Here is a 15824-nt window from a genome sequence, read left to right as displayed (position 1 = left end):
TTGTGGCAGCATTAAGTAGTACATTATTAGAGGTTGCTTTTATTATCTATTTAGTCGCTATCTTTTTGTTCGGTGGCTCGATTCGTGATAAAAGAAATAAGTCCGATAAAATAAGTAAGTGGACGATAGCAGCTGTTGCAGCAACCATCTTAGGATTTTTATCACAACTAGGCTACTTCATCACAAGGTGGATTGCATCAGGACATGCACCTGTTAGTAACTTATTTGAATTTACAACAGCTTTTGGGATGATGCTTGTTCTTGCTTTTATTATCTTATTCTTTATTTATAGGGTGGCAATTTTAGGTTTATTTACTTTGCCTATTGTCGTATTAATTATTGCATACGGTAGTATGTTTCCAACTGATATTAATCCATTAATCCCATCACTACAAAGTCATTGGTTATATATTCATGTGACAACAGCTGCTTTAGGGCAAGCAATTTTAGCGATTAGTGCTGTGGCAGGAATTATTCACCTTGTGACAGTTGTTGATCAAACAAAAGCATCAAAGAAAACCTTTTGGTTGGAATCTATTATGTACGTCCTTGTTGTAACACTAGGATTCATTATTATAACAAGTACATTTAGAGGTCTTGATTATCAAGCAGATTTTAACTGGATAGATAAAAATGAGCAAGAAGCTGTTATGACTTATACGATACCGGCATTAGTAGGACCTCATAAGGGTGAACTAGTCACAGATGGAAAGTTTGAACCATTAGTTGAAATGCCTGCGATCATTTCTGCAGTTAAGCTTAACACAGTTATTTGGTCAGTTATTGTTGGTACAATCCTATATGGATTCATTCGACTTATATTCCGAAAACGCATCGGACAAATGATTAAACCATTTACTAAAAATGTGAATCTTGAGCTTGTTGATGAAATTGGATATCGATCTGTAGCAATTGGGTTTCCAGTGTTTACCCTTGGGGCACTTATCTTTGCGATGATTTGGGCTCAGATTGCCTGGACTAGGTTCTGGGGGTGGGACCCAAAAGAGGTATGGGCTCTTATTACATGGTTATTTTACGCAGCTTATTTGCATCTTCGTTTATCAAAAGGATGGCATGGAGAAAAATCAGCTTGGCTTGCAGTTGTAGGTTTTGCGATCATAATGTTTAACTTGATCTTTGTTAACTTAGTTATTGCAGGCTTACACTCATATGCATAATTGCTTTAAGTTGGCCTAATAATAGCAAAATAATCAGTTATAAACATACAATCAGTATAAACACTGCTAATAAAGCCTTCACTCTTTGCAGTGAAGGCTTTTTGTTATACTCTTAATATATACATAATGATTAAATACCAAATATGAAACACTTACCTATAAGGAGGGTTCTTATTATGGAAGAGAACCAATTTGCCAGAATTTTAGTCGTTGATGATGAAGATCGAATTCGTCGACTTTTACGGATGTATTTAGAAAGAGAAAATTATGAAATTGAAGAAGCTGAGAACGGTGATGAAGCGCTTGAATTAGCATTGAATAATGAATACGACTTAATTATGTTAGATGTAATGATGCCTGGTATTGATGGTGTTGAGGTATGCAAGCAATTGCGTGAAAAAAAGGCAACACCGATTATTATGTTAACAGCAAAAGGTGAAGAGGCAAACAGAGTACAAGGCTTTGAAGCGGGTGTGGACGATTATATTGTAAAACCTTTCAGTCCGAGAGAAGTGGTTTTAAGGGTAAAAGCATTACTTAGAAGGTCTTCTCAAACGTCATATTTGAAAACAGAAACAAAAGCAAAAAATGTAATCGTTTTTCCTCATCTATCAATTGATCATGATGCACATAGAGTAACTGCAGATGGAAATGAAGTTAGTTTAACTCCTAAAGAATATGAATTATTGTATTTTCTGGCTAAAACTCCAGATAAAGTGTATGATCGGGAAAAGTTATTGAAGGAAGTATGGCAATATGAATTTTTTGGTGACTTACGAACAGTGGATACACATGTTAAACGACTAAGAGAGAAGTTGAGTAAAGTTTCTCCAGAAGCTGCAAAGATGATTGTTACGGTGTGGGGAGTAGGGTATAAATTCGAGGTAAATCATACATGATTCTCTGGAGAAGTGTAGTAGGGAAACTATGGGGAACGATACTTTTACTCGTTTCCTTTGTTTTATTTGTATTAACGATTTTAATGCTAGAGTTCATTGAGAATTATCACGTGGATGAAGCCGAAAATGAATTACAACAATTAAGTACAAAGGTTTCTGCCATAATGGAAAGTCATGAGGATCAATCTTTAGCAAGATCAATTGCGTGGGAATTAACAGATGAGTTAACACATATTTTAATTATTGAAGATAAAGATTCTTACTGGAACTCGCCTATCATAGACGAGGATCTGCCTCACTTAGAATTTGAAGATATAGAAGATGATCAAGAATTATCATTACCTCTTACAGAAGGAGAAAAAATTAGTAAACGCACAAATTTAGATTCTCCAAATGATGTTTTTGCTAATGGTGAAGACGAGGTACTAATTGTTGGTATTCCATATAAGGTGTCAGATACAGAAAAAGGAGCAGTATATATTTCACAATCTCTTCAAGCTGTTCATGAAACAACAAAAGAGACAACCAAATATATCATCCTAGCCGCTGGAGTTGCAATCATTTTAACGACAATTTTTGCCTTCTTCTTATCAACAAGAATCACCTATCCATTAAGAAAAATGCGTGAGGTAGCTCAGGAGCTGGCAAGAGGGAAATTTGAATCAAAGGTTCCTATTATGTCAAACGATGAAATTGGGGAGTTAGGTATAGCCTTTAATCAAATGGGAAAACAGCTTAAGTTTCATATTAACGCTCTTAATCAGGAAAAAGAGCATTTAACAAATATTTTAAGCAGTATGGCTGATGGTGTCATCACTTTAAATATTGATGGAACGATTTTAGTAACAAACCCACCTGCTGAAAGATTTTTACAAGCCTGGTATTACGAGCAGGGAATGCAAGTCAAAAATGATGAAGAGCTCCCACCTGAAGCAAAAGGTTTATTTCAACGAGTTGTTAACACTGAAAAAGAACAAATGACTGAAATTATGATACAAGGTAGAAGCTGGGTTATTTTAATGACTCCTTTATATAATCAATCGTATGTAAGAGGAGCTGTTGCAGTTCTACGAGACATGACAGAAGAACGTCGACTTGATAAGCTGCGAAAGGATTTCATTGCTAACGTTAGTCACGAGCTTAGAACACCTATATCCATGTTGCAAGGATATAGTGAAGCCATCGTTGATGACATTGCAAGTACGGAAGATGAGAAAAAGGAAATTGCTCAAGTTATATATGATGAATCGTTACGAATGGGAAGACTTGTTAACGAATTATTAGATTTAGCTAGAATGGAAGCAGGACATATATCCTTGAATTTGGATGAAGTATCTATCCCGCAGTTTATTGACAAGATAAGCCGTAAATTCCAAGGTCCTGCTAAGGATAAGATGATTAATCTTCAAACAGACATTCATCTTAATGAAACCAATTATGTAATAGATCCAGATCGAATTGAGCAGGTGCTTACAAACTTAATAGATAATGCCATTCGTCATACGAATGAAAATGGAATGGTATCTATAACTGTAACATCGGAAAAAGATGGCTTAGCAATGGATGTACAAGATTCTGGAAGTGGAATTCCTGAAGAGGATCTGCCGTTTGTATTTGAACGTTTTTATAAGGCAGACAAGGCAAGAACAAGAGGAAGAGCTGGTACAGGTCTTGGGTTAGCGATTGTTAAAAACATTGTTGAAGCACACCAAGGAAAAATAACTGTTCATAGCAAAATAGGTGAAGGTACGACATTTAGTTTCTTTTTGCCTCGAAAAAAGCTAGAATCTGAATAATACTGACGAACAATCTTGTTTCATAAGAAACAAGATTGTCTAATTTTTAGCAGATATTCATTAGACCTTAAAACATACACATGGTTAAATAATAGTAAGTTGAAAATGTGGAGAGTGATACAAATGAATTTATATACAAAAACAGGTGATAGTGGAAAAACGAGTATAATAGGCGGACGTGTTGATAAGGATCATTTACGTGTAGAAGCATATGGGACAATTGATGAAGCTAATTGTTTTGTTGGTCAAGCGATGACACATCTGACGGAACCTCTTTTTCAGGATATATATCAAGAACTTGAAAAAATACAGCATGAGCTGTTTGATTGTGGGGGAGATTTAGCCGTTGTGAAAGAAAAATATCCTTATAAAGCAAGCAATGAAATGGTCGAGTTCTTAGAAAATCGCATTGATGCTTATGTAAAGGAAGCCCCTGAATTAGAACGATTCATCCTTCCAGGTGGAAGCCCTGCAGCAGCAGCTGTTCACATTGCAAGAACTGTAACAAGACGGGCAGAAAGGTGCACTGTTTCATTACAAAAAGAGATGGAAATAAACGAAGTGGTATTAAAGTATCTAAATCGATTGTCGGACTATTTTTTTGCCATTGCGAGGGTAATTAATCACCGTTTAGGTGTTAAGGATGTTGAATATGAGCGGAGTGCTCTAGTGTTTAAAACAAAGTCTTCTAATAAAGAGAAAAAAGATTCTTAAAGATTTAATATAGAGGAGTAGAAAAAATCGTATGCTAGTTATTAGCTATACGATTTTTTTGGTTTTAGAATGGCATAATCTTATATTGAGTCACAAATGTTAAAGGGGGATATAAAGAGCATCCAGGGCACTACATAAATGTTAAGATATGATAGCAATTGTGAGTTTAAGAGAATCATATTATAAAATATATAATAGTTCTATAAAACATGGTAAAGTAGAGATAGCTATGGCAAATATTACATAAATATTTCATTTAAATTACGCGGTATTTATTTGAAACTTTACTGTGTTCTTTACGACTATATTAATGAACGGAGGGTAATCATGGAGGATACCTTTCAACAATTATATGAAAAATATCATTCAGATCTTTTTCAATTTTTGTTTTATATGGTAAAAAGTCGTGAACAAGCAGAGGATCTTGTTCAGGAAGTTTATATTCGTGTATTAAAATCGTATGATAAATTTGAAGGTAGAAGTAGTGAAAAAACATGGCTTATTTCTATCGCCAGACATGTGGCCATTGACTGGTTTCGGAAACAAAAAACGATTCGTCAAAGAATATTAGAGCGATTTGATTGGGAAAAACAACAGATTGAAGATGAGCAGCAACCATTACCTGATGAGGTCGCTATACAAAATGAACAAGTTCAATGGATATACAGAGCATTAAATTCTTGTTCAATTGATCAACGTAGTGTTGTTATTTTACGATATATTCAAGAGTTATCGATTACAGAAACAGCTGAAGTGTTAGGATGGACTGTAAGTAAAGTAAAAACAACACAACACCGTGCGATTAAGCAATTGCAAAAGCATATGAACAATTTTTCCGAAAAGGAGGGGCTTTCGATTGAAAAAACGGGAGTGGAATGAAAACCAACTTGAGCAGCTTTTACAGCAGTTACCCTCTGTCAAGGATAAACGAACTGCTGATCAAATTTATCAACAGATACAATTTAAACAACAGGTTAAAAAGAGAACGAGAACTTGGGTTGCTCCTACAATTGCTTCTGTTGCGGCTCTAATGATTTTTGCGATTATGACTCCATATGTATTTAATAGCTTTACCTCTTCTAGTGAGGAAAGCAATATGGATATGACCACTACATCTTCAGAGGAAGCTTCAAAGCATGAGACTGCAGAATCACCACAATCATCGGAAGTAGAGGAAAATAATATAAATGAATCAGCAATAACTGAGGATAAAAATGAGAACATCGCTCTTGATACAGAAAACATGAAAGAGATGGCAATGCTAGATCAAGAATCCATAACTTATGTAACCAATGCTAATGATTCGGAAAAAGTTGTAACAATTGGGTTAACTGATAAAATAGCCCAAAATGTTGTTCCAGTTACTTTACAAGGAAATAACAACAAAGAAAAACTTGAGAGAATACATGAGTTTATACCCGAGGATTTCTTTGACGAGTTAGGACCTGTATCCTTTGAGCTTAAGAATTCGGAACTATCTTCAAAAGAAGACCCTGAAGAAGTCTATATTGATTATAAAGGTGAAGGAGGCATCACTTCTTCTTCAGCAGAAGTGATGTTTAAAGAAACAATTCAAGAAACATTTCGATGGATTGGTGTAAAAAGGGCCAATCTTTCTACAAATGGGAAGGAAGGTATTGAGTTCGGTAATACAGGATTGGTAACGGAAATAGATATCTCACAAATAAGAAAAAAAGCTTATCTTATTTATCAACATGACAAAAATACGAAGAAATTACTTGTTCCATCTCCCGAGCCATTGAAGACTATGATCGAGGCAATTGATTTAATGAAGAACGGAATACCAGCATACAATTTATCGCCTTCTATTGGAAATAATATCATTATTAATGTTAGTGAAAATGAAAATCAATTGAATATTGAATTTAATGAAAACAAAGATATTAAAAACAACGAACAAAGTATTATGATGTTAGAATCACTCTTGTTAACCGCAAAAGACTTTGGATATAAAACAGTTAAGTTTAATGGAATAAGTGAAGAAAGAATTGGTGTTATGAATGTTACCAAGCCGATTGAAGTACCATACTCACCAAATCCGATTAAATAAGGAAAAGAGGCTCAAAATTTTGAGTCTCTTTTTATGTATAGTTAGGAAAATAATGTTACATACTACACATGTTCTTTTTTAAGACAGACCTTCATACATTGACCGTTGAGTACATTTTTATAAGCATGGTAAATGTAAAAGGCAAATCTCCGGAACATTATAAAGATATGGCTATTCAATAAAAACTAAATAGCTAAAAAATGAAACAGGAGGAGAAAAATGCTAGTTAGAAGAATGAGTTTCGTTTTATTAACATTAAGTATTGCAATTGGGATGTTAGTAATAGAAAAAAATCATGTGCAAGCAGAATCATACATAAAAGAGCTAGAAGATCAATGGGTACAACCTGTTAATGGGACAATAACAGATACATTCGGAACACGACATGGAAAACATAAAGGAATAGATATTGCTGCTCCAGAGGGGGAGGAGATTGTATCTGTTTCAGACGGAAAGGTAACAAAATCTTATTATTCCGACTCATATGGAAACGTTGTATTTATTGAACATCCAGAAGGCTATGAAACAGTTTACGCGCATTTAAGTAAACGTAATGTTAATGAAGGTGAAAACGTTAAAAAGGGACAAGTAGTAGGAATTATTGGGAACACAGGAATTTCTACAGGTACACATTTGCATTTCGAATTACATCAAGGTGAATGGACGTATGAAAAAGAACACGCATTAGATCCATTATTTGTATTTGAATCTCATACTGCACATGCTAATCAAGAAAAGCAGGAAAACAAAAATAAAGATAAAAATCAAATACAAGACGAATCTAAGAAAAACAAAATGAATGAACAAGAAGCACAGAAGAAGGTAATTACGGTAACAAAAGGTGATACTCTTTGGGGACTATCAAGTGAGTATGATGTATCAATAAAGTCCCTTAAGGAATGGAATGATCTTAACGGTGAAACAATTTATCAAAATCAACAGTTAACATTATATTTGAATAATGAAGATATGTATGTTGTACAACCTGGTGATACCATCCAATCCATCGCAAAGGAATTTAACATCAGTCCTGAAAAAATAAAAAGGGCTAATGATATGAGTAATACACTTATATATCCGGAACAAGTCCTAATTTTAAGCAAAAAATGATAAGCAAATATATATTGTAAATTTTACAAAAGTGGATTTACTCTGATAAATAGTAATGAGCTATTTTAGAAAAGCTTTTTAATGTTTTTTAAAATGATTATCTTCCATTGAAACATCTTTCTATACAAGAAGATCTCATCATATTATAATAAAATTGTAAAAAATAATATGATCAATCTTCGGGGCAGGGTGCGATTCCCGACCGGCGGTGATGAAATTTTTATTTCTAAGTCCGCGAGCCGTAATAATGGCAGGATCTGGTGCAACTCCAGAACCGACAGTATAGTCTGGATGTGAGAAGATGGAGGTTCAAACGTTTAAAATTTGTTTTATAAACGTTTATTTAGACTTGCAATAAACGCCCTGATTAATCATGATTCAAATCGATCATGATTAATCAGGGTTTTTTGATAAGTTATTAAAAATGACTTATTAAAGAGTCTAAGAGCTTCTTCTTTTTCGAGTGCGATCAGCAAAGGGAGAGAAGAAAAATGAATCAAAGTAAGGTAAGAAAGCATGTAACAGTTGGGATGTTGAGCAGTATAGCGTATGTGCTAATGATGCTTGATTTTCCGTTTCCCGGTTTTCCTGTCTTTTTGCAAATCGATTTTAGTGATGCTCCCGCATTAATTGCAGCGATTGTATTTGGACCAGCAGCAGGCTTAATGGTGGAAGCAATAAAAAACGTCTTACATTACCTAATCCAAGGGAGTGCAACTGGTGTGCCAGTAGGTCAGGTAGCTAATTTTATAGCTGGGGCTATATTTATTTTACCCTCATCGTACATGTTTAGACGTTATAAATCATTAAAAGGTCTTTTGATAGGTCTAGTGATTGGAACGTTACTTATGACAACTGTTATGAGCGTCTTAAATTATTATATTATTATGCCTGCATACACACTGTTTTTGAATTCACCGGCTATGACTGCTGAGGCAACTAAGCAATTGGTTGTTGCTTCAATTATGCCGTTTAATTTTATAAAAGGAATACTAATGACCTTAATATTCCTACTTATTATTTCGAGGCTGAAATTTTGGTTAACTAATCAATTGCAATTCCATACAAGATCTTTATAAGAAAAAACCCCTCTATAATCTAAGAGGGGTTTTTCGTTTTATTCAAACTTTAGAGCATCGCCATCAAATTTTTCATCAGCAATCTTGATTGAATCTGTTGGACAACCTTCGAAAGCATCCATCATATCTTCTTCAAGGGCTTCAGGTACTTCAACAACCCCTTGGTTATCATCTAATGTAACAAATGCGATACCTTCATCATCATAATCATAAATGTCTGGTGCAGCCGCTCCACAAGCACCACATGCAATGCATGTATCCTTGTCAACTATTGTATATTTTGCCATTAAACAAACCTCCTGATAAAAATCATACCACATTATATGGTAGAACTGATAAAATGAGTGATTCTTAATCGAAAAACTTCATTTTCTCTGTTACGCCTATCTTGTATTGTAAAACGGTTTTTTTGACATTTCAATAGAAAACTCTTTTGATAATCGTTCTCATAGCTAAGTTTCCTACTTATTAATCAATAAATTGATTAATTTCTAAACGAAAGTCCATAAATTTGTTAAAATAGAAAAGGTAATCGAATATTGTCAAACATTGTAGGGTGGTATAATGAAGCTAGATTATTTCCATACTGTCATGCTCTTTTGCTTAAAGCAATTTAATGGAGAAAGAACTGTCTCCGCTATTTATCATTTACTTAATGGGAAAAAATCTTCACAAACAATTCAAGATGGCAAACTTTTTAATGTCACGTTCCTTTTTAGCTTATTTCCGAAATTATCAAGAATACAAACCGATGAAACATGGAATGCTCTTTTAAAACAAGGATTGATTGAGCAACTACCCGATAATAAATCTCGACTAACAAATAAAGGAAATGAATTTTTAAAAGAAAGCCTAGGGAATAATCCGATTCCTGCGCAATTAAATGGTTGGAATTATGGAGACATTGGAAGAGTTTTGTGGAGGAGGCTTTCTCTTCTCGTTCAAGTATTATCGAACTATGCTTATGAAAAAAAAGACTACTTGCCTGTAACGAAAAATCAAGAAGATTTACAGTGGGTGAAAACTTTTCTAAAACAGCGGGACCGTTCTAATAATGAGTTAACCGATCGCTTATACAGTGAACTTAAGGATATATTGAATACCCAAACAAGTAAGGATGCCACTATTTTTGTTCAAAGATTAACATCGAGTCAAAAAATTGGATTAACTTTTGAGCAAATAGCATATAAGCATGAAGAGGATTCAACTTATATGTATTTATTGTTTTGGAATGTTGTTCATTCCATCATTCAGTCTCTTCAAACTAACAAAAATCAATATTTGTTATTAAACGAAATGTTAGAAGATAAATGGCATATTGAAGGGTTTACCTCTTCAACGAAAATTACCAGGTCATATTTACTGCAAGGATTGGACCCTGCTGAAATTGCTACAGTTAGAAGACTCAAGCAAAGTACAATTGAAGACCATATTGTCGAAATTACATTACATGATCAACAATATATCCCAACACCATTTTTGAATGAGGAAGATTACAATAAAATTATGGGAGCAATCACAAGGCTGAACACACATCAGTTAAAAAAAGTGAGAGAATTTTTAAATAACGAATACAGTTATTTTCAAATTAGACTTACTTATGCGCTCATCGGGAGGGGAGAAACATCCAAAAGCTAGAACAAGTGTTACAGTCCCACTTTCAATTACAACACTTTCGTGAAGGTCAGCGAGAAATTATTGAAGCAGTTCTTAAAGAAAATGATGTTGTCGCTATGCTCCCGACGGGTGGCGGGAAGTCGTTGTGTTATCAACTTCCAGGTTATTTCTTAAAAGGGCCGATATTGATTGTCTCTCCACTACTTTCTTTAATGGAAGACCAGGTGGAACAAATTAAGAAAAGAGGGGAGAAAAGAGTTGTTGCCCTTAATAGTACAATTTCCCTTCTAAGAAGAAGACAAATTCTACAAGAATTAGGAAAGTATCGCTATATCTATGTTTCTCCAGAGATTCTTCAATATGATTATGTATTGAATGCCTTAAAAAATGCTGGAATATCTCTATTTGTTGTTGATGAAGCTCATTGTATTTCTCAATGGGGACATGACTTTAGACCAGATTATTCTAAGCTCGGTGAAATAAAAGAAGCACTTTTAAATCCTCCTTGTTTAGCATTAACGGCTACTGCGACAAAAGAGGTCCTAGAAGATATCCATCATATTCTTCGATTTGATGCGAATTTCAAAAAATTTATTTTTTCGATAAATCGACCAAACATTGGAATATCAGTGGAAAGATGTTATTCATTAGAAGAAAAAATTGATCGAGTACATCAATTGGTCAGCACTTTAAAGGGCCCGGGAATTATTTATTGCTCTAGTAGATTATGGACAGAAAGGGTAGCACAACTACTAATTGATTCAGGGTTAACGGATGTTGCCTATTATCATGGTGGAATGGAACAAGAACAGAGAATTCTAATTCAACAGCAGTTTCTATATGATCAACTGCAGATTGTATGCTGTACGAATGCGTTCGGTATGGGGATTAATAAACAGAATATTAGATTTGTCCTTCATTTTCATTTTCCATCACAATTAGAATCTTATATGCAGGAAATAGGTAGGGCAGGCCGGGATGGTAAGGAAAGTGTTGCCATTACATTAGTAACAGATGCAGACTATGAAATACCGAAATCGCTCGTTGAGTCAGAATTCCCTAATTATGATGCTTTAAACCAAACAATTTATTATATGTTCCAACATGAAAAAGTAACTTTAGAACAAATACAGCAGCTTTTTGGGTTAACTGAAACTCAATGGCGTTATGTTGAGAATGCTTTTTATAAACATCGAGCACATAATGTTTCACCGGAAAACTTAACAGCTACAATCTGGCACGAAATAGAAAAAAGGGTAGCTCTAAAGCATGAAAAACTAACAGATATGTCCAAATGGCTAGCAGGCGAAACATGTAGAAGAAAAAAATTACTCTCCTATTTCAATGAAGCATATGATAATAAGCAAAAAAACTGCTGTGATGTGTGTGGAATAGATTATGAATTATATATTCCAGAAGCTAGACCAGAAATAAAGGAGAAAGATAGAAGCTGGCAAGAAGAATTAAGACTGATCTTTTGCAAGGTGAGTGAATAAAATTTGTTTAAGAAACAAAATGAATTAATTAATCAATTAACAGATAAGCAAATCGTACAAAATTTATATTTTACACAATTTCTTCTTATTTGTGTGTCCATTATTTTTGGTTTTTTTCTCTTTGATCATATACAAGAATTTCTTGGGCTATTTCATTTTAGAGACTTTGATTTTATTTTATATGGGGTCGGAACAGCTTTATTGGTGATTATTGTGGATTTTAGTATATTTAAGTTGGCACCACAAGATCTTGTTGATGATGGTGGCATTAATGAGAAGATTTTTGAAAAGCGATCTATCCCACATATCTTTTTTCTTACTGCAGTTATTGCGGTGTCAGAAGAAATATTATTTAGAGGGGTTATTCAAACACATTTTGGTCTATGGGTGGCTAGTATTATTTTTGCAATCCTACATTTTCGATATCTTTCTAAATGGCTATTATTTTTAATGGTGATTTCTATAAGTATTTTATTAGGGTATGTTTATGAACTAACAGCAAACCTTTTTACAACCATATTGGCTCATTACTTAATTGATCTAGTCTTTGCCATTCAAATTAGATGGCAATATGTAAGAGGGGGAAAGAATAAATGAACCACCAAAAAGGACAATCAGATCAAGCAGAGGGCTTACGTACGAAAATGATTGATGAATATAAACAGGAACATGGAGATTATCCACCCCGGAGTGAAATTCACAAAGGGCAGAAGTCGAAAAAAGCTAAGGTTAAAATGAAATATCCTGTTATTAGACTTTTAGCTTTGTTTTTTATTCTACTTCCCATATTCATTTTATCTATGAACCTATATTTTAATGGAAAGAATGCTCAAAAAACTCAAGGTGATCAAATTGTTGGGGAAGATACTGTATTTATTTCAAATGGTCAGGAGTCTACTAGTGAGTCAGAAGAAGTAACTAGTAGTAATTCAATCGAAGATGAACAAGATACATCAGATCTAGAAAGTGAAGAAATGGTGTCACCTAATACTTCTAACAGTGGGAATGAAGTGCAAGTTGAGCAAGGCGACCAGATAACTGAGGAGTCTTTACAAACGAACAGCGAGGAAACTAGTGATCAAGAAGAGTATAAGGAAATCAAAACACATAAGGTAGCAGGTGGAGAAACCCTTTTTACTATTGCTATTAAGTATTACAACAGTAAAGCTGGGATGGAAACGATCCGTAGCTATAATGGAATAACGGGAAATGAAATTTATGAAGGACAGGTATTAAAAATCCCTATTAAGTAGCATATTTGCTTCATAACGTTGTGGACGACCTCATACAATATATTAACCGAAATGTATTGTTGGATGAGAGGGCGTGACCACGATTGAAATAAAAATACAGCAATTAAAGAATCATACTGACGAACCAACAAAACAAATGCTCGACAATTTGGTCGAGAAAAAAAGGAAATTTGAAAAGTATAAACTCAAGTGTTTTCGAGCGCAGTTTGTTACTTTCATTTTGCTAATGGGTTTTATAGCGTACCTTTATGTGTTTATTATTAAGCCAACTGGAGGCCAGGCTGATGCTTTCTTTCACTTATTATTTGACGGTGAAATGAATATCTTTTTTGTCTTACTCATTGTAGGTGGTTATGCAACAGCACAATATTTTAAGAAAAAGGAAGATAAAGCAGAAACTGAATATCAAAATTTAAGATGTGAAGTTATAAGGAAAAGTGCTGAACTCTGGCCACAGCCAACTCAATGGCAAAACAGACATGAAGTTTTTAAAATGATGAAATCTGAATTTGACATAAACTTGTTTCATGAAAGCAAGTAAATGGCCCCTTCTTTCTTATTTTGGAAAGAAAGGGTTTTTTGTTATAATGAAAGAGTTTCTTTAGTGTTTTAAGCGTATATAGAGGTGATTGTGATTGAACTGTTAATAATTGTAGTCAGTTTATTCCTAGGAATACTTGTGTTGTTACTTTTTATGTTTATAGAAGCTAGAAAGAATCATTTAACAAAACATTATATAGAATTTAGCACTTTTCCAAAAAGTACTGGATCACTTTCAATTTTTTTTATTTCAGATATTCATAGAAGAACAATTTCAACACGTTTATTGGAAAAAATACCTGGAAAAGTTGATCTTGTCGTTATAGGTGGAGATTTAACGGAGTCAGGAGTTCCGTTTTCAAGAGTTGAGGAAAATATTAAATTGTTAAGGAAATTGGGTCCTACTTTTTTTGTGTTTGGCAATAATGATTATGAAGTAGGGAAAAATGAACTTGAAGCACTGCTTATTAAAAATAATATTACAATCCTTAATAATTCTTCAACATCTTTTACTTCAGCAAATAAAGAGAAAATTGCTTTAGTGGGAGTAGAGGATACTAGTAAAAGAAGAGACAAACTACATCATGCTTTAGAACGTACGTCATCCTCTGAATTCAAGATCCTAATAAGCCACAACCCTGACATATACAAAAAGCTTAATTCAAAAGATGGTATTTCTATCATTTTAAGTGGGCATACTCATGGTGGACAAATAAGGTTTTTGGGTCTTGGTTTATATGAAAAAGGAAAGCTGCATTACCTTGAAAATGCTGTTCTATTAGTGAGCAATGGATATGGCACAACTTCTTTACCTTTAAGATTAGGAGCACCCGCTGAGGCACATTATCTTGTACTAACGTCGAAATAGAATGATTCAGATGTGATAATCCACAAATTTTTAGAGAATATGGGATACGAATCATCTTTATAAAACCATGCTGATATTAAGCATGGTTTATTCATTTGTTATACAAAGTTTACACAAGTTGATCTATCTTATATAATTTCTATATAAGTACATATTGGGGGATTTACCATGTCGAATCATGAAGGCAAATATAATATAAAGGCAGTTTCAAAAATGCTTGGAATTCAAGCTGGAACATTACGGGCCTGGGAACGAAGATATAATATGATTGCACCAATTAGGAATGAATCAGGTCACCGTTTATATACAGAGGAGCATATAAAAATTTTAAAGTGGCTTATTACAAAAGTGGATAAGGGCTTTACGATCAGTCAAGCGGTTAACTTACTTGAAACGAACCAGGCATCTATAAACGAACAAGTTGAGTTGAAAACAGATGGAGAACAGATTGATTACTCAGAAGATTTAATGGAAGAATTACTTTATGCTCTCTTAAAATTTGATGAAAGCACAGCACATGATCTTTTAAATAAGGCATTCAGCCTATATTCAGTGGACAAAGTAGTAATCGAGATATTAGGTACTTTGTTAGTTAAAATTGGGGACAAATGGGAAAATGGAAAGATAACTTCAGCACATGAACACTTTGCTTCATCTTTTTTACGTTCGCGAATAGGGATGATTTTGCATACATTACCTGTAGATGGTTTGTTACCTAAAGTTATTGGGGTATGTGGACCGGAAGAATCACATGAATTAGGGCTATTAATTTTTACATTATATTTAAGAAGAAAAGGTTTCGAAGTTATTTATTTAGGAACAAGTATTGCTGAGGGAGATATTGATATTGTTCTTAATGAAGTTAAGCCGGAATTTTTGTTTTTATCTTGTACTTTAGTAAGTAATGTAAAAAAAACGTTGGAACTTGTAGATGAGCTTTCTTTAAAATATGATAGCCTTCAAATTGGACTAGGAGGAAAAGCTTTTTCAAAGGTAACTCCGCAAATACTTGAACCTTATGCAAGCTTTTTACTTGGGGAGGATAAACAACACTGGGAATCTTGGCTAAGGGATAGATTAGGTATGAAAAATCAATAGTTATTTCTTGTCTAAATCTGCTGAAGAGTGTAAACTGTAAAAAAATATTAGAACCATCTCGTATGTAAATCATACAATGATTGTATATTGAGCGGTCTCACGGCA

The 15824-nt window shown here is 33.9% G+C and carries 16 protein-coding genes, 1 pseudogene and 1 riboswitch; of the genes and pseudogenes, 16 read left to right on the top strand and 1 reads right to left on the bottom strand.

Annotated features, from left to right (window positions below; all coding sequences use genetic code 11):
* The first annotated feature begins 2 nt into the window (after positions 1-2).
* The 9 genes and pseudogenes from ccsB to D9842_RS11310 all read left to right on the top strand — a co-directional run bounded on the left by ccsB (position 3) and on the right by D9842_RS11310 (position 8847).
* Complete coding sequence (gene ccsB / locus D9842_RS11345; RefSeq protein ID WP_121662635.1) at positions 3-1178, top strand: c-type cytochrome biogenesis protein CcsB; 1176 nt, start codon at positions 3-5, stop codon at positions 1176-1178.
* Positions 1179-1354: 176 nt separating this feature from the next.
* Positions 1355-2077, top strand: coding sequence for a response regulator transcription factor (locus D9842_RS11340; protein WP_098797222.1), 723 nt, complete (start codon positions 1355-1357; stop codon positions 2075-2077).
* Positions 2074-3873, top strand: coding sequence for an ATP-binding protein (locus D9842_RS11335; RefSeq protein ID WP_121662634.1), 1800 nt, complete (start codon positions 2074-2076; stop codon positions 3871-3873). Before D9842_RS11340 ends, D9842_RS11335 begins: the two co-directional genes overlap by 4 nt.
* A gap of 123 nt (positions 3874-3996) precedes the next feature.
* On the top strand, positions 3997-4587 hold the full coding sequence (locus D9842_RS11330) for a cob(I)yrinic acid a,c-diamide adenosyltransferase (RefSeq protein WP_121662633.1): 591 nt from the start codon (positions 3997-3999) through the stop codon (positions 4585-4587).
* 327 nt (positions 4588-4914) lie between these two features.
* A complete protein-coding gene (gene sigX / locus D9842_RS11325; protein ID WP_121662632.1) occupies positions 4915-5466 on the top strand; it encodes an RNA polymerase sigma factor SigX in 552 nt (183 codons plus the stop codon).
* Positions 5444-6658, top strand: a complete 1215-nt coding sequence (locus D9842_RS11320) for a hypothetical protein (RefSeq protein ID WP_121662631.1) — start codon at positions 5444-5446, stop codon at positions 6656-6658. The genes sigX and D9842_RS11320 overlap by 23 nt, the downstream gene beginning before the upstream one ends.
* 219 nt (positions 6659-6877) lie before the next feature.
* Positions 6878-7603: pseudogene (locus D9842_RS11315) on the top strand (peptidoglycan DD-metalloendopeptidase family protein); the annotation flags it as partial.
* A gap of 24 nt (positions 7604-7627) precedes the next feature.
* The gene (locus D9842_RS26675) at positions 7628-7768 is read left to right on the top strand and encodes a LysM peptidoglycan-binding domain-containing protein (RefSeq protein ID WP_373995126.1); all 141 of its coding nucleotides are present in this window, start codon (positions 7628-7630) and stop codon (positions 7766-7768) included.
* Between the two features lie 171 nt (positions 7769-7939).
* Positions 7940-8075, top strand: a riboswitch (FMN riboswitch).
* 184 nt (positions 8076-8259) lie between these two features.
* Positions 8260-8847 carry an ECF transporter S component gene (locus D9842_RS11310; RefSeq protein WP_121662629.1) on the top strand — a complete coding sequence of 196 codons (588 nt, stop codon included), beginning with the start codon at positions 8260-8262 and terminating at the stop codon, positions 8845-8847.
* A gap of 38 nt (positions 8848-8885) precedes the next feature.
* Here D9842_RS11310 and D9842_RS11305 read toward each other — a convergent pair whose 3' ends face one another.
* On the bottom strand, positions 8886-9134 hold the full coding sequence (locus tag D9842_RS11305; RefSeq protein WP_098796186.1) for a ferredoxin: 249 nt from the start codon (positions 9132-9134) through the stop codon (positions 8886-8888).
* A 277-nt stretch (positions 9135-9411) separates the two neighbouring features.
* Here D9842_RS11305 and D9842_RS11300 point away from each other — a divergent pair, with 277 nt between their 5' ends.
* The 7 genes from D9842_RS11300 to D9842_RS11270 all read left to right on the top strand — a co-directional run bounded on the left by D9842_RS11300 (position 9412) and on the right by D9842_RS11270 (position 15719).
* The gene (locus D9842_RS11300; protein WP_121662628.1) at positions 9412-10485 is read left to right on the top strand and encodes a YpbB family protein; all 1074 of its coding nucleotides are present in this window, start codon (positions 9412-9414) and stop codon (positions 10483-10485) included.
* Between the two features lie 5 nt (positions 10486-10490).
* A complete protein-coding gene (locus D9842_RS11295; protein ID WP_257536031.1) occupies positions 10491-11960 on the top strand; it encodes a RecQ family ATP-dependent DNA helicase in 1470 nt (489 codons plus the stop codon).
* 3 nt (positions 11961-11963) lie between these two features.
* Positions 11964-12557: a CPBP family intramembrane glutamic endopeptidase gene (locus tag D9842_RS11290; protein WP_121662626.1), complete on the top strand. Its 594-nt coding sequence runs from the start codon at positions 11964-11966 to the stop codon at positions 12555-12557.
* Complete coding sequence (locus D9842_RS11285; RefSeq protein ID WP_121662625.1) at positions 12554-13213, top strand: LysM peptidoglycan-binding domain-containing protein; 660 nt, start codon at positions 12554-12556, stop codon at positions 13211-13213. The genes D9842_RS11290 and D9842_RS11285 overlap by 4 nt, the downstream gene beginning before the upstream one ends.
* Positions 13214-13286: 73 nt before the next feature.
* Complete coding sequence (locus tag D9842_RS11280; RefSeq protein WP_121662624.1) at positions 13287-13754, top strand: YpbF family protein; 468 nt, start codon at positions 13287-13289, stop codon at positions 13752-13754.
* A 90-nt stretch (positions 13755-13844) separates the two neighbouring features.
* Entirely contained in the window at positions 13845-14621 is a 777-nt protein-coding gene (locus D9842_RS11275; RefSeq protein ID WP_251404914.1) for a metallophosphoesterase, read from the top strand.
* Between the two features lie 168 nt (positions 14622-14789).
* On the top strand, positions 14790-15719 hold the full coding sequence (locus D9842_RS11270) for a MerR family transcriptional regulator (RefSeq protein WP_121662623.1): 930 nt from the start codon (positions 14790-14792) through the stop codon (positions 15717-15719).
* Positions 15720-15824 lie beyond the last annotated feature (105 nt).

Source organism: Metabacillus litoralis (assembly GCF_003667825.1).
GTDB classification, from domain to species: domain Bacteria; phylum Bacillota; class Bacilli; order Bacillales; family Bacillaceae; genus Metabacillus; species Metabacillus litoralis_B.
Note: the sequence above shows the minus strand (reverse complement) of the source record. Positions and strands in the feature narration are given on the sequence as shown.

Coding starts and splice junctions, on each gene's coding strand:
- D9842_RS11300 (WP_121662628.1), top strand. CDS start 9,412: ATGAAGCTAGATTATTTCCATACTGTCATGCTCTTTTGCTTAAAGCAA.
- D9842_RS11285 (WP_121662625.1), top strand. CDS start 12,554: ATGAACCACCAAAAAGGACAATCAGATCAAGCAGAGGGCTTACGTACG.
- D9842_RS11340 (WP_098797222.1), top strand. CDS start 1,355: ATGGAAGAGAACCAATTTGCCAGAATTTTAGTCGTTGATGATGAAGAT.
- D9842_RS11335 (WP_121662634.1), top strand. CDS start 2,074: ATGATTCTCTGGAGAAGTGTAGTAGGGAAACTATGGGGAACGATACTT.
- D9842_RS11310 (WP_121662629.1), top strand. CDS start 8,260: ATGAATCAAAGTAAGGTAAGAAAGCATGTAACAGTTGGGATGTTGAGC.
- D9842_RS11305 (WP_098796186.1), bottom strand. CDS start 9,134: ATGGCAAAATATACAATAGTTGACAAGGATACATGCATTGCATGTGGT.
- D9842_RS11330 (WP_121662633.1), top strand. CDS start 3,997: ATGAATTTATATACAAAAACAGGTGATAGTGGAAAAACGAGTATAATA.
- D9842_RS26675 (WP_373995126.1), top strand. CDS start 7,628: ATGTATGTTGTACAACCTGGTGATACCATCCAATCCATCGCAAAGGAA.
- D9842_RS11270 (WP_121662623.1), top strand. CDS start 14,790: ATGTCGAATCATGAAGGCAAATATAATATAAAGGCAGTTTCAAAAATG.
- sigX (WP_121662632.1), top strand. CDS start 4,915: ATGGAGGATACCTTTCAACAATTATATGAAAAATATCATTCAGATCTT.